The organism is Streptomyces sp. NBC_01304, assembly GCF_035975855.1.
Lineage (GTDB): Bacteria > Actinomycetota > Actinomycetes > Streptomycetales > Streptomycetaceae > Streptomyces.
Genome location: NZ_CP109055.1, coordinates 6,964,693 through 6,978,880, shown reverse-complemented (window position 1 = coordinate 6,978,880; position 14,188 = coordinate 6,964,693). Strand labels below are relative to the sequence as shown.

Here is a 14,188-nt window from a genome sequence, read left to right as displayed (position 1 = left end):
CAGCAGCATGGCGCAGTACGGGACACGATCCGGGGGGATACGCAGGGGCCTGTTGGCCCTGACCTGCGCTGCGGGCCTCCTCCTCACCGGGTGCAGCGGCAGCGGGGACCACGCGACCTCGTCCCAGGACAAGAGCCGCGGCGGCAGCGGGCAGAACGGCGGCGGGCCGCTGCCCGGCGTGCCACAGCAATCCGGCGGCCCCGCCGACGGCGAGCAGGGCGAACGGTCCGACGGGTCGAAGGAGTTCGTGCCCCCGCCGGACTACCTCTCCACCTTCGCCCTCGACGTCGACACCGCCTCCTACGGCTTCGCCCGGCGCACCCTGGCCGAGGGGCGGCTGCCCGATCCGGCCACGGTGCGGCCCGAGGAGTTCATCAACAGCTTCCGGCAGGACTATCCACGTCCCAAGGGCAACGGCTTCTCCGTGACCATGGACGGCGCGGGCACCCCGCGCGACGACGACGGCTGGTCGCTGCTGCGCGTCGGCCTCGCCACCAAGGCCGCCGAGTCCCAGGGCGAACGCCCGCCCGCCGCCCTCACGTTCGTCATCGACATCTCCGGGTCCATGGCCGAACCTGGCCGCCTCGACCTGGTCAAGCAGTCCCTGGACCTCATGACCGACCAGCTGCGCGGCGACGACTCGATCGCGATCGTCACCTTCAGCGACGAGGCCGAGGAAGTGCTGCCGATGACCCGCCTCGGCGACCACCGCGGCCGGATCCACGACGTCATCGGCGGACTGCAGCCCACCGACTCCACCAACCTCGACGCGGGTATCCGCACCGGCTACGACACTGCCGTCGAGGGTCGCAGGAGCGGCGCCACCAACCGTGTCGTGCTGCTCTCCGACGCCCTCGCCAACACCGGCTCGACCAGTGCAGACGAGATCCTGGAACGGATCTCCGGCGCCCGCAAGGAGCACGGCATCACGCTGTTCGGCGTGGGGGTCGGCAGCGAGTACGGCGACGCGCTGATGGAGCAGCTCGCCGACAAGGGCGACGGGCACACCACGTACGTCTCCGACATCAAGGAGGCCCGCAAGGTGTTCTGCCAGGACCTGCCCGCGCACATCGAGCTGCGCGCCCGGGACGCCAAGGCGCAGGTGGCCTTCGACCCGCAGACGGTCCAGGAGTTCAAGCTGATCGGGTACGACAACCGGCAGGTCGCCGACGAGGACTTCCGCGACGACCGCGTGGACGGCGGGGAGGTCGGGCCCGGCCACACGGTGACCGCGCTGTACGCGGTACGGCTGAAGGGCAACGGCGGCGGCCACGTCGCCACGGCGAACGTCCGCTGGCTGGACCCGAACACCCGCACCCCGCACGAGACTTCGCAGCAGATCGAGACCGGCGGCCTGGAGGGCTCCCTGTGGGGCGGCGCCGACAAGCGCTTCCAGGTGGCCGCGGTGGCGGCGTACTTCGCGGACGCGCTGCGGGTGGAGTCGACGTACAGCCCGTGCGAGAGCGAGACCCGGTGCGCCGAGCCTGAGCCTGCCGGGGACACGACGACGTACAGCGCGACGCCTTACGACCAGGGTTATGGAGGCTACGGCGGGAAGCGTTACAGCAGCCTGCCGGGGACCATGGCGCTACCTGAACTGGCAGCGAAGGCCAAGGAATTGGCGAGCAACTCCGAGGACAGCGCCCTGCAGCAGCTGGCGACCGCGATACAGCAGGCCAGCGACCTCAGGGGCGACCGCTACTAGCTACTGGCGACGGCCGCACAACTCCCGTTCCGCTTCCGCCGCGTCGATCGGGAAGCGGAAGGCCGTACGTTCCCACGCCCCGGTCAGATTGCGCAGGAAGCGGTCCGCGGTGAGCGGGGCCGTGGTGGCTGTGCGGAGTTCGGCGAGGGGCCCGCAGTTCAGGGCGCGGCGGGCGGCCGCCACGCGCAACGGGTCGACGCGGGGCGGGAGTTCGCCCGCCCCGCGGTCGGCGATGATCCATTCGGCGGGGAGCTGCTTGTCGTGGCCGACCCGGCCCCCGGCGACCTGCTGCGAGTGAGCGGCCAGCGGATACGCGAGGCCGATCGGGTCGAGGGCGGCGCCGTCCAGCGGGACGGCGGTGCCGTTCAGGCCGAGGACGCTGTACACGCCGGTCACGGTCGGGGCGTTCGCGGCGAGCCTGGTGCGGCCGAGGAGGAGCGCCGGGGGCTCGGCGTGGGTGGCCAACTGCCGGTACTGGGCGTGCCAGTCGGCGCCGGCGAAGGTGTGGTGCAGCGGGTGGGCGGACGCGTTCTGCTTGACGTACACCCCGCGCTCGTCGGCGATCCCGGCGGGCCCGAGGCCGCCCTCGTACGGAATCCGCAGCCAGCCCGCGCACACCACCGCCCAGAGGCCGACAGCCGCACCGGCGAGCAGGCACGCGCGCGTGGCGGGCACGACGAACACGGGGAGCAGCATCAGCAGGAGCCCCGGCAGGAACATCCGGCCGTGCATGAAGTCGCCGCCGACCTTGATGACGTACACCCAGCACAGCGCCCCCGCCACGACGGGCGCGAGCGCGGGCACCAGCGGCACCGGGCGGCGCTCGCGGCCCGGTCCCGGCAGCACGGCGGCGACGATGAACAGCGCGGGCAGCCACAGCAGATAGGGGTGCGCGAAGTCGCCGAGGTAGCCGAGGCCGCGCCCCCACAGGCTCTGCGAGGCCTCCTTGGTGACGCCGGGGAGGGGGATCAGATGGCCGTAGTAGCCGGCCCTGAAGATCTCGTACGCGAACGGAAGGGCGAGCGCGATCGCGAGACCGGCGCCCGCGCGGCGCCAGGTCGGGCGGACCACGAGCCACTGCGCGGCCAGGAAGACGGCGGAGACGAGCCCCAAGTCGGGCCGCACCAGCGGGCCGAGGCCCAGGACCAGGCAGGTCCACGGGGAGGCGGGGCGCGCGACGAGGAGGAGCCAGGCGCCCGCGAGCCAGCAGGTGGCGAGGCCCGTCTCAAGGCCGGAGGTGGCGAAGTCCCAGACGGGCGGCAGCGCGAGGAGGACGAGCGCGCCGAGCGGCAGGGCGGCACAGGTGCCGTACAGGCGCATGCCCGCGAGCGCGGCGAGGGCGAAGCCGGCGGCGGTCAGGAGCAGCCCGCCGTACATGGCGGCGGTGGCGACGTCGAGGCCCGGCAGTCCGGCGAGGACGAGCAGCCACTGCCAGAGGGTGCCGGTGGAGGCCTCGGCGCGCTCGCCCGGATTGAAGACGGGCCCGTTGCCCGCGAGGATCTGCCGGACCGTGCGGACGTAGATGTGTCCGTCGTCCGACATCCAGCGGCGCTGGAATCCGGCGAAGAGGACCACGAGTGCGGGCCCGAGACAAAGCGCGATGCGCCGCACGCGCGCGTGGCGTTCATCGGCCCCGCTCCGTGCGGTGAGCAGGTCGACGAAGGTGCCGGGGGCGCGGGCGGGAGTGAACACCATGCCCGGTCAACTGCGGCTTGACGGGGAGGTCACCCGGGCTCGGCCGAACGGGTCGGTCCTGCCCGTCACCCTCTATCGCGGGAACTCCCAGGTGATCATCGCGAAGGTCCCGTCGTCCTTCCCGCCCGTCGAGCGGTACGCCGCGAGGGCCGGCTCGTTGTCCGTGTCCACGCCGACCCACATGTCGTAGCAGCCCCGCTCGCGCGCGAGGGCCGCGAGGCGTTCGATCAGGGCCCGGGCGATCCCGCGCCGCCGGTACGGCTCCGCGACCCCGAGCTCGTACAGGCACATCTCGACGCCCTTGTCGGGGTGGAGCATCTCGATGCCGGTGATGAAGCCGATCGGGAGTTCGCCCTCGTACGCGAGGAAGAGGTGGTGGCCGGATGCGCGCAGGAAGGCCTCGGCCCACTCGGGGCGGGCGGGGTGGTCGAAGAGGGGTGAGGCGGCGACGAGCTCCGCCGGACCGGTCGCGCGTCGGATTTCCATGACCGGGTTCGTACCACGGACGCGGTATGCGGGGCGCGGAGTTTACGCCCCAGGGAGGTGCCCGGGTTCCGCCTGGCGGGTGCCTCGGATGTCAGTTCACGCCCGTACGGTTGATCGTATGACTCGCCCTACGTCCGGAAAGACCGGGAAACCCTGGCTGAAGGCCGGGAAACCCTGGCCGAGGTCCCGTCGGCGGCTGCTCGCGATCGCGGCCGCCGTCGCCGTGCTGGCCGGGGCCGGGACCTGGACCGCCCTCGCGGCCGACGACAAGCCCGCCGTGCGCCAGGCCGACCAGGTCATGGACATGGGCGGCGGCGTCCGGATCGACACCTCCTACTTCACGGCCGGGTCGGCCGACAGCAAGCGCCCCGCCGTCCTCATCGGGCACGGCTTCGGCGGCAGCAAGAAGGACGTGAAGGGGCAGGCCGAGGACCTCGCGCGGGACGGGTACGCGGTGCTGACCTGGTCGGCGCGGGGCTTCGGGAAGTCCGGCGGGAAGATCGGGCTGAACGACCCGAAGGCCGAGGTCGCCGACGTCAGCAAGATGATCGACTGGCTGGCCGAGCGGCCCGAGGTCCAGCTCGACAAGGCCGGCGACCCGCGCGTGGGCATGACCGGCGCCTCGTACGGCGGGGCGGTGTCGCTGCTGGCCGCCGGGTACGACAAGCGGGTCGACGCGCTCGCCCCGCAGATCACGTACTGGAATCTGGCGGACGCCCTGTTCCCGGACGGGGTCTTCAAGAAGCTGTGGGCCGGCGCCTTCGTGTCCACGGGCGGCGGCTGCAAGAAGTTCGAGCCCCGCCTTTGCGAGATGTACGAGCGGGTCGCGGTCGCCGGGAAGCCGGACGAGGCCGCCCGGAAACTCCTCGAAGAGCGCAGTCCGGTCGCCGTCGGCGACAAGATCAAGGTGCCGAGCCTGATCGTGCAGGGGCAGACCGACTCGCTCTTCCCGCTCGGCCAGGCCGACGCGATGGCCAAGACCATCGGGGACAACGGCGCACCGGTGGCGGTGGACTGGATCGCGGGCGGGCACGACGGCGGCGATCGCGAGGCCGGCCGCGTCGAGGCCCGGATCGGCAAGTGGTTCGACCGCTATCTCAAGGAGGACACCTCCGCCGACACCGGGCCCGCCTTCCGCGTCACCCGTACCGGAGGAGTCGACTCCACCGACGGCCGGGCGCAGCTGCGCGGCGCGACGGACGGCGAGTACCCGGGGCTCGACAGCGGGCAGCGCAACATCCCGCTTGGCCGCGGCGGCAAGGCGCAGGCCAAGGCGACGCAGACGATCGACAACCCGGCCGGGGCCAACCCGCCCTCGATCTCGAACGTGCCCGGAATCAGCGGCGGCCTGGAGCAACTTTCCTCGCTCGGGATCGGCGGCCTCTCGGTCGACTTCCCGGGGCAGTTCGCCCACTTCGACTCCGCGCCGATGACGAGCGATCTGACGATCACCGGGTCGCCGACGGTGACCGTGCACGTGAAGTCGTCCCGGGACGACGCGGTGCTCTTCGGGAAGGTGTATGACGTCGGTCCTGACGGCAAGCAGCAGGTGCTGCCCTCCCAGCTGGTCTCTCCGATCCGCGTCACCGGCGCCAAGGACGGCAAGGACGTCCGGATCACGCTGCCGGCCATCGACCACGAGGTGCAGTCCGGACACCGGCTGCGGCTCGCGCTGGCCTCGACGGACCTCGGGTACGCCTCGCCGGCCGACCCGGCGACGTACACCGTGAGCCTCAAGGGCGATCTGGGCGTGCCCACGGCGCCCGGCGTGAAGACCGGCGCGGCCGCGCTGCCCGCCTGGGTGTGGATGCTGCCGCTGGCCGGACTCGCCATCGCGGCGGGGCTGCTCTACACCGCACGCCGTCGCACCAGCGCACCGCCCGCGGACCGCGAGCTCGCCGAAGTGCCGCTCCAGATCGCGGACTTGAGCAAGAAGTACGCCAAGGGCTCCGACCGGTACGCCGTCCGCGACCTGTCCTTCCGGGTCGAGAAGGGCCAGGTCCTCGGCCTGCTCGGCCCGAACGGCGCGGGCAAGACCACCACACTCCGCATGCTGATGGGCCTCATCACGCCGGACGCCGGTGAGATCCGCGTCTTCGGGCACGCCATCCGCCCCGGCGCCCCCGTCCTCTCCCGGGTCGGCGCCTTCGTCGAGGGCGCCGGGTTCCTGCCGCACCTCAGCGGGCGCGACAACCTGGAGCTGTACTGGGCCGCGACCGGCCGGCCCGCCGAGGACGCGCACTTCGACGAGGCGCTGGAGATCGCCGGACTCGGCGACGCGCTCGCCCGCGCGGTGCGCACGTACTCGCAGGGCATGCGGCAGCGGCTCGCCATCGCGCAGGCCATGCTCGGCCTGCCGGACCTCCTGATCCTCGACGAGCCGACGAACGGCCTGGACCCGCCGCAGATCCGCGAGATGCGCGAGGTGATGATCCGGTACGCGGCCGCCGGACGCACGGTGATCGTGTCCAGCCACCTCCTCGCCGAGGTCGAGCAGTCCTGCACCCACCTCGTGGTGATGCACCGGGGCAAGCTCGTCCAGGCCGGCCCGGTCGCCGAGATCGTCGGGTCCGGCGAGACGCTCCTGGTCGGCACCGAGGTGCCGCTCGACGTGGTGACGGTGGAGAAGGTCGCCGCCCTGGAGGGCGTGGCCTCCGCCGAGCCCACGGACGGCGGCGTACTCATCCGGCTCGATGACGCCTCGGTTCCCCAACTCCTCGCGGAACTCGTCCGGTTGGAGGTGCCGGTCACCTCGGTCGGCCCGCACCGCCGCCTGGAGGACGCCTTCCTGAACCTGATCGGAGGCACCGCATGAGCGCCACGCTGACCAAGCCCGCCGATGCCGCGCCCGGCTACCGTCCCGGCCGGACCCTGCCCCTGCGGGTGGAGGCCATGCGCCAGTTGAAGCGGCGCCGGACGCTGGTGATGGCGGCCGTCCTCGGGGCGCTGCCGCTGATCCTGGTGGCCGCCTTCGCGATCGCGGGCGGGGCGCCGGACGCCAACCCCAACCGGGGCGCGACGCTGATGCAGGTCGCCACGGACTCCGGGGCGAACTTCGCGGCGACGTGTCTGTTCGTCTCGGCCGGGTTCCTGCTCGTCGTCCCGGTGGCCCTCTTCTGCGGGGACACGGTGGCGTCGGAGGCCAGTTGGTCGTCGCTGCGGTACTTGCTCGCCGCGCCCGTGCCGCGCTCCCGGCTCCTCTGGAGCAAGCTGGCGGTGGCGCTCGGTTTCAGCGCGGCCGCGATGGTCCTGATGCCGCTGATCGCGCTGGTCGTGGGCACGGCGGCATACGGCTGGGGACCGCTCCAACTGCCGACAGGGGGCGGCCTTCCGGCCGGCGAATCGGTGGTCCGGCTACTGATCGTCGTCGGGTACGTCTTCGTCTCCCAGCTGGTGACGGCCGGGCTCGCGTTCTGGCTGTCGACGAAGACGGACGCACCGCTGGGAGCGGTCGGCGGGGCGGTCGGCCTGACGATCGTCGGGAACGTACTGGACGCGGTCACGGCGCTGGGCGACATGCGCAACGTGCTGCCCGCGCACTGGCAGTTCGCGTGGATCGACGCGCTGCAGCCCAAGATGGAGTGGGGCGGAATGATCCAGGGCGCGTCGGTCTCGCTGACGTACGCCCTGATCCTCTTCGCCCTGGCCTTCCGAGGCTTCGCCCGCAAGGACATCGTCAGCTAGCGGCGCCGAGGTCGCCCCGGAACGTCAAGTGGGGGAAAACGGGCAGCCAGACCGGTGCAAACCAAGACACCGATTGCCCGTTTCCCCCCACCTAACTTCCTTGCCGCCGTTAGTGGTTGCGCGGGAAGCCCAGGTCTACGCCCAGCGGGGACTCCGACGGGTCCGGCCAGCGGGTCGTGACGACCTTCCCCCGGGTGTAGAAGTGCGTGCCGTCGTTGCCGTAGATGTGGTGGTCGCCGAAGAGCGAGTCCTTCCAGCCGCCGAAGGAGTGGTAGCCGACGGGGACCGGGATCGGGACGTTCACGCCGACCATGCCGGCCTCGACCTCCAGCTGGAAGCGGCGGGCCGCGCCGCCGTCCCGGGTGAAGATCGCGGTGCCGTTGCCGAACGGCGAGGCATTGATGAGGGCCAGGCCCTCCTCGTAGGTCTCGGCGCGCAGAACGCACAGGACCGGACCGAAGATCTCGTCCTTGTACGCGTCCGCCGTCACCGGCACGCGGTCGAGGAGCGAGAGGCCGATCCAGTGGCCGTCCTCGAAGCCTTCGACCGAGTAACCGGTGCCGTCGAGGACGACCTCGGAGCCCTGGGCCGCGGCGCCGTGCACGTACGAGGCGACCTTGTCGCGGTGCGCGGCGGTGATCAGCGGGCCCATCTCGGAGGACGGGTCGTTGCCGGGGCCGATCTTGATCTTCTCGGCGCGCTCGCGGATCTTCGCCACGAGCTCGTCGCCGACCTCACCGACCGCGACGACCGCGGAGATCGCCATGCAGCGCTCACCGGCGGAGCCGTACGCCGCCGAGACCGCGGCGTCGGCCGCCGCGTCCAGGTCGGCGTCGGGCAGGACCAGCATGTGGTTCTTGGCGCCGCCAAGTGCCTGGACCCGCTTGCCGTTCGCGGCCGCCGTGGTGTGGATGTGGCGGGCGATCGGGGTCGAGCCGACGAAGGAGACGGCCGCGACGTCCGGGTGCTCCAGGAGGCGGTCGACGGCCACCTTGTCGCCGTGCAGGACATTGAAGACGCCGTCGGGAAGCCCTGCCTCCGCGAGCAGTTCGGCGATCTTGATCGCGGCCGACGGGTCCTTCTCGGACGGCTTGAGCACGAAGGTGTTGCCGCACGCGATGGCGAGCGGGAACATCCACATCGGCACCATGGCCGGGAAGTTGAACGGCGTGATGCCCGCGACGACCCCGATCGGCTGCCGGATCGAGGCGACGTCGACGCGGCTGGAGACGGACGTCGACAGCTCGCCCTTGAGCTGGACCGTGATCCCGCAGGCCAGGTCGACGATCTCCAGGCCGCGCGCCACCTCGCCGAGCGCGTCCGAGTGCACCTTGCCGTGCTCAGCGGTGATCAACTCGGCGATGGCGTCCCGGTTCGCGTCGAGCAACGCCCGGAACTTGAAGAGCACGGTCGTGCGCTGGGCGAGCGAGGACTGGCCCCAGGTCGCGTAGGCCGCCTTGGCCGTGGCGACCGCGGTGTCCACCTCGTCGACCGAGGCGAAGTCGACGCGGGTGGTGACCGCTCCGGTGGCAGGGTCGGTCACCGGGCCGGTGTTCCCCGAGGTGCCCTCGACGGTCTTGCCACCGATCCAGTGGTGAACGGTCTTCGTCATGACGTACAGCTCCTTCGCGTCCTTCACGTTTTTCAGAGGTGGCAGCCTTCACAGGTGGCGGCGGCGTGCTCTGGCCTGCCGGTCGTACTCCTCGCGGGCCTCGACCGCGGAGGGACGGCTCGCGGTCTCGGCCACCGGAACATCCCACCACGCCTGCGCAGGCGGCACGCCCGACACTGTGTCTGCCGTTTCGGTCTCCACGTAGACACATGTGGGAACGTCCGAGGCCCGCGCCTCCTTCAGGGCTTCTCGCAGGTCACGCACGGTGCCGGCGCGCAGGACCCGCATGCCGAGACTCTCGGCGTTGGCCGCGAGATCCACGGGCAGCGGGTCGCCGGTGTACGTCCCGTCGCCGGCCCGGAAGCGGTACGCCGTCCCGAACCGCTCACCGCCGACCGCCTCGGAGAGGCCGCCGATGGAGGCGTACCCGTGGTTCTGCAGGATCACCACCTTGATCGCGATGCCCTCCTGGACGGCGGTGACGATTTCGGTGGGCATGATCAGATACGTACCGTCGCCGACCAGCGCCCACACGGGCCGGTCGGGCGCCGCGAGCTTCACGCCGATCGCGGCCGGGATCTCGTAGCCCATGCAGGAGTAGCCGTACTCGACGTGGTACTGGTCGCGGGAGCGCGTACGCCAGAGTTTGTGGAGGTCGCCGGGGAGGGATCCGGCGGCGTTGATGAGGATGTCGTCGCCGGTGACCAACTCATCGAGCAGACCCAGGACTTGGGCCTGAGTGGGGGGCATCTTCTCGTCCGGGACCGCGTAGGCCTGGCTGACCAGGTCCTCCCAGCGGGCCTTGGCCTCGCGGTAGTCCATTTCGTAGGCGGGGTCCACGCGGTGGGCGGGGATGATCTCCGTGTCGACGACGTGCTCGCGCAGCTTGTCCCAGAGCTGCTGCAGCCCGACCCGCGCGTCCCCCACCAGCGAGATGCCGCCCATCTTGTGGGCGTCGAACCCGGCGATGTTGAGGTTCACGAACCGCACGTCCGGATTATCGAAGAGCGTGCCGGAGGCAGTGGTGAAGTCGGTGTAGCGGGTGCCGACCCCGATCACCAGGTCGGCGGTGCGGGCGAGTTGGTTGGCGGTGGCGGTCCCCGTGTGTCCGATCCCGCCGACGTCCTGCGAGTGGTCGTGGACCAGGGATCCCTTGCCCGCCTGCGTGGAGGCGACGGGGATGCCGGTCTGCTCGGCGAGCAGGCCAAGGACGTGCTCGGCCCGGCTGTGGTGCACTCCCCCGCCCGCGATGATCAGGGGGCGACCGGCCGCGCGGACCGCGCGTACGGCGTCGTACAGGTCCCGCTGCTCCGGCATCTGCTCGGCCACCCGCCAGACCCGCTCCCGGAAGAACTCCTCCGGCCACTCCCACGCCTCCGCCTGCACGTCCTGCGGCAGCGCAAGCGTCACCGCCCCCGTCTCCGCCGGATCGGCAAGCACCCGCATCGCCTGCAGCGCGGCCGGGATCAGGGCCTCGGGGCGGGTGATCCGGTCGAAGTACTTCGACACCGGGCGCAGACAGTCGTTGACGGATACGTCGCCCGCGTACGGCACTTCGAGCTGTTGGAGTACGGGGTCGGCGGGCCGGGACGCGAACACATCGCCGGGCAGGAGCAGTACGGGGATGTGGTTGATGGTGGCGAGCGCGGCCCCGGTGACGAGGTTGGTGGCGCCGGGCCCGATGGACGTGGTGACCGCTTGCGCGCAGAGCCGCCCCGACTGCCGGGCGTAGCCGACCGCCGCGTGCACCATGGCCTGCTCGTTGCGGCCCTGGTGGAAGGGCATGTCGTCCGCGTACTCGACCAGCGCCTGCCCGATCCCGGCCACGTTTCCATGGCCGAAGATCCCCCAGGTGCCGGTGATCAACCGCTGCCGGATGCCGGACCGCTCGGTGTACTGGGCGGCCAGAAACCGCACCAGCGCCTGTGCGACGGTCAGCCGGCTCGTACCGGATGTGCTTCCGGACGTGCTTCCGGACGTGCTCATCGGTATCCCTCCGCATGGTCGGGGTGGAACCGGATCCGCCACTCCCGCTCCTCCCCCGGGCCCGCCATCACATTCAGGTAGTACATGTCGTGGCCGGGCTGCGCGATCGAAGGGCCGTGCCAGCCGTCCGGCACCAACACCGCGTCCCCGCTGCGGACTTCGGCCAGCACGTCCGTGCCGCCTTCGCGCGAGGGCGAGACCCGCTGATAGCCGAAGCCGGGCCGGCCGCCCGGGCCCGAGTCGATCTCGAAGTAGTAGATCTCCTCCAGCTCGGCCTCGGCCCCGGGCTCGTACGCGTCGTGCTTGTGCGGCGGGTACGAGGACCAGTTGCCGCCGGGCGTGACCACCTCGACGGCGATGAGCCGGTCGCACTCGAAGACCCCGGCGGCCCCGAAGTTGCGTACCTCGCGGGCGCAGTTGCCGCTTCCCCGGCGCTCGACGGGAACCTCCGGCGCGGGGCCGTAGCGGGCGGGGAGTCTGCGCTCGCACCTCGCTCCTGCCAGGGCGAAGCGGCCTCCCGCGCCGGAGGCGATCTGGGCGTGGGCATCGCGCGGGACGTAGGCGAAGTCGGTGACATCGCCGAACACGCTTGCCCTGCCTTGGAGTTCGATGATCTCCCCGGCCGCGTGCACCGTACAGCCCCCGCCCAGCGGAAGCACGATCCATTCACGATCTTCCGTGCTGAGGAAGTGTGAACCGCCGGGCTCGAGTTCGATCACACGCAGACTCGTATGGGACAGGGCCGCCCGTTTGGGGCCGATGTCCACTGCGTACGGCCCTTGCGCCGCACTGCCTGCCGGTACGTACATCACGCCTCCGTAGCCGTGTCGCTAGAGCAGCCCGACCGCGGTGTCGACCGCCGCGGCCACATCATCATCCGCCGGATAGAGCAGCGAACGCCCGACGACGAGCCCTTGGACCGTGGGAAGTTGCAGCGCCTTGCGCCAGCGCTCGTACGCCCCTTCCTCGTCCCCGTGGGTGTCGCCGCCGAGCAGCACCGCGGGCAGGGTGGACGTCTCCATCACCCGTGCCATGTCGTCGGGGTCGTCCGTGACGGGGACCTTCAGCCAGGTGTACGCCGAGGTGCCGGCGAGCCCCGAGGCGACGGCGATGGCCGTGGTCACGGCGGCCGGGCTCAGGTCGTTGCGGAGCCGCCCCTCCACCCGGTGGGACAGGAACGGCTCGACGAAGACGGGCAGTCGGCGCTCCGCCATCTCGCCCACGGCCCGGGCGCCGGCCTCCAGGGTGTCGAGCGACGCCGGGTCGTCGTAGTCGATGCGCAGCAACAGCTTGCCCGCGTCGAAGCCGAGCCGCGCCAGGTCGCGCGGCCGGTAGCCGGTGAAGCGGTCGTCCAGCTCGAAGGCGGCGCCCGCGAGGCCGCCCCGGTTCATGGAGCCCATGACGACCTTGTCGTCGAGCACCCCGAGCAGCAGGAGGTCTTCGAGGATGTCGGCGGTGGCGAGGACCCCGTCGACGCCGGGGCGGGACAGCGCCAGGCACAGCCGTTCCAGCAGGTCGAGGCGGTTGGCCATGGCGAACTGCCGTCCCCCGACCGCGAGTGAGCCGCGCGCCGGATGGTCGGCCGCGACGATCATCAGCCGCCCGCTCTCCCCGATCAGCGCGCGCCGCCGGGTGCGCCGCGCCGCTGCCTCGGCGATGGCCTCGGGGTGGCGGGCGCGGGTGCGGGCGAGGGCCTGTGCCGAGATTCCCGTCGTCCGCCCGGAGGGCGGGCCCTGCGCCCGCTGCGGAGCAGCTGGTGTCTGCAGTCGGTGCGTGCTCTCGGCGTGCCGGCCGGAAGGCCCCGTCGACGGACCGGACGTACTTGGGCTTTCGGCCGGTGCGTCGAGAGGGCGTGCCGGGCGTCGCGGGGAGCGGGGCACCTCCCCGCTCGAGCGAAGCCGAGAGCTTGGGGGAGGGAATCTCGGCACGGGCTCTCGGTCGGCGGGGCTGATGCCGGGGCCGCTTCTCGGCAGGCTCACACCCGGCCGCCCTTCAGGACCGCCTCGACCTCGTGCGGGTACGGCATCGCGGCCGAGCAGGCGAGGCGTGAGGCGACGATCGCGCCCGCGGCATTCGCGTACCGCATGATCCGCTCCAGTTCCCAGCCTTCGAGCAGTCCGTGGCAGAGGGCCCCGCCGAAGGCGTCCCCGGCGCCGAGGCCGTTGACCACCTCGACCGGGACGGGCGGCACTTCGGCGCTCTCGCCCGCGCTGCTGACGGCGAGCACGCCCCTGGGGCCCTGCTTGACGACGGCGAGCTCGACGCCGGATGCCAGCAACTTCCTTGCCGCGGCGTGGGGTTCGCGCTCGCCGGTGGCGACCTCGACCTCGTCGAGATTGCCGACGGCGACGGTCGCGTGGGCGAGGGCCTGGGCGTAGTACGTACGCGCCTGGGCAGCGTCAGTCCCTTGCTTCCAGGCCGTGTCCTTCCAAAACATGGGCCGCCAGTCCAGGTCGAACACGGTCGTGCCCGACTTCGCGCGATGCTCAAGGGCGGCGAGCGTGGCGCTCCGGCTCGGCTCCTCGCTCAGGCCCGTCCCCGTCACCCAGAACACCCGCGCCGCCGACGTCGCGTCGAGGTCCAGCTCGGCGGCGTAGATCTCCAGGTCCGGTGCCTTCGGCTGCCGGTAGAAGTACAGCGGGAAGTCGTCCGGCGGGAACACCTCGCAGAACGTCACCGGCGTCGGCAGCCCCTCGACCCCGCCGACCCAGCGGTCGTCGACGCCGAACTCGCGCAGCGCCTCGTGCAGATAGTCGCCGAACGCGTCCTTGCCGGTGCGGGTGATCAGGGCGGTGCGGCGGCCGAGGCGGGCCGCGGCGACCGCGACATTCGAGGGGGAGCCGCCCAGGAACTTGCCGAACGTCTCGACCCGGGCGAGGGGGACCCCGGTCTGCAGCGGGTAGAGGTCGACCCCGATCCGGCCCATCGTGATGACGTCGTACGGAACCTCATGCGGAGCCTCTTGCGGATCCATCCACGCCCCTTCGGTCGTGCGGAAGCCTGCACCGAAAGCCTGCCCT

At 71.7% G+C, this 14,188-nt stretch carries 10 protein-coding genes; 3 read left to right on the top strand and 7 right to left on the bottom strand.

The window, feature by feature from the left end; genetic code table 11:
- Nucleotides 1-7: 7 nt before the first annotated feature.
- Nucleotides 8-1,705, top strand: coding sequence for a vWA domain-containing protein (locus OG430_RS30975; RefSeq protein ID WP_327355930.1), 1,698 nt, complete (start codon nt 8-10; stop codon nt 1,703-1,705).
- Here the strand turns inward: OG430_RS30975 and OG430_RS30970 are convergent, their stop codons facing one another.
- Together OG430_RS30970 and OG430_RS30965 are read right to left on the bottom strand one after the other, a co-directional pair.
- Nucleotides 1,706-3,400: a hypothetical protein gene (locus OG430_RS30970; RefSeq protein ID WP_327355929.1), complete on the bottom strand. Its 1,695-nt coding sequence runs from the start codon at nt 3,398-3,400 to the stop codon at nt 1,706-1,708.
- A 72-nt stretch (nt 3,401-3,472) separates the two neighbouring features.
- Nucleotides 3,473-3,886, bottom strand: a complete 414-nt coding sequence (locus OG430_RS30965) for a GNAT family N-acetyltransferase (RefSeq protein WP_327355928.1) — start codon at nt 3,884-3,886, stop codon at nt 3,473-3,475.
- A 118-nt stretch (nt 3,887-4,004) separates the two neighbouring features.
- Between OG430_RS30965 and OG430_RS30960 the strand changes: the two genes are divergently transcribed.
- Both OG430_RS30960 and OG430_RS30955 read left to right on the top strand, forming a co-directional pair.
- Nucleotides 4,005-6,701 carry an alpha/beta fold hydrolase gene (locus tag OG430_RS30960; protein ID WP_327355927.1) on the top strand — a complete coding sequence of 899 codons (2,697 nt, stop codon included), beginning with the start codon at nt 4,005-4,007 and terminating at the stop codon, nt 6,699-6,701.
- Nucleotides 6,698-7,570 (top strand): ABC transporter permease, encoded by an 873-nt coding sequence (locus OG430_RS30955; RefSeq protein ID WP_327355926.1) that lies wholly within the window; start codon nt 6,698-6,700, stop codon nt 7,568-7,570. The genes OG430_RS30960 and OG430_RS30955 overlap by 4 nt, the downstream gene beginning before the upstream one ends.
- Before the next feature lie 109 nt (nt 7,571-7,679).
- On the opposite strand, the gene mmsA is transcribed toward OG430_RS30955, so the two are convergent.
- From mmsA to iolC, 5 genes are all read right to left on the bottom strand, one after another.
- The gene (mmsA, locus tag OG430_RS30950) at nt 7,680-9,182 is read right to left on the bottom strand and encodes a CoA-acylating methylmalonate-semialdehyde dehydrogenase (protein WP_327355925.1); all 1,503 of its coding nucleotides are present in this window, start codon (nt 9,180-9,182) and stop codon (nt 7,680-7,682) included.
- Between the two features lie 48 nt (nt 9,183-9,230).
- On the bottom strand, nt 9,231-11,168 hold the full coding sequence (gene iolD / locus OG430_RS30945; RefSeq protein ID WP_327355924.1) for a 3D-(3,5/4)-trihydroxycyclohexane-1,2-dione acylhydrolase (decyclizing): 1,938 nt from the start codon (nt 11,166-11,168) through the stop codon (nt 9,231-9,233).
- Nucleotides 11,165-11,977 carry a 5-deoxy-glucuronate isomerase gene (iolB, locus tag OG430_RS30940; RefSeq protein ID WP_327355923.1) on the bottom strand — a complete coding sequence of 271 codons (813 nt, stop codon included), beginning with the start codon at nt 11,975-11,977 and terminating at the stop codon, nt 11,165-11,167. The genes iolD and iolB overlap by 4 nt, the downstream gene beginning before the upstream one ends.
- Nucleotides 11,978-11,998: 21 nt before the next feature.
- Nucleotides 11,999-12,874, bottom strand: coding sequence for a Cgl0159 family (beta/alpha)8-fold protein (locus OG430_RS30935; RefSeq protein WP_327359290.1), 876 nt, complete (start codon nt 12,872-12,874; stop codon nt 11,999-12,001).
- Nucleotides 12,875-13,143: 269 nt separating this feature from the next.
- On the bottom strand, nt 13,144-14,142 hold the full coding sequence (gene iolC / locus OG430_RS30930) for a 5-dehydro-2-deoxygluconokinase (protein WP_327355922.1): 999 nt from the start codon (nt 14,140-14,142) through the stop codon (nt 13,144-13,146).
- Between the last annotated feature and the right edge of the window lie 46 nt (nt 14,143-14,188).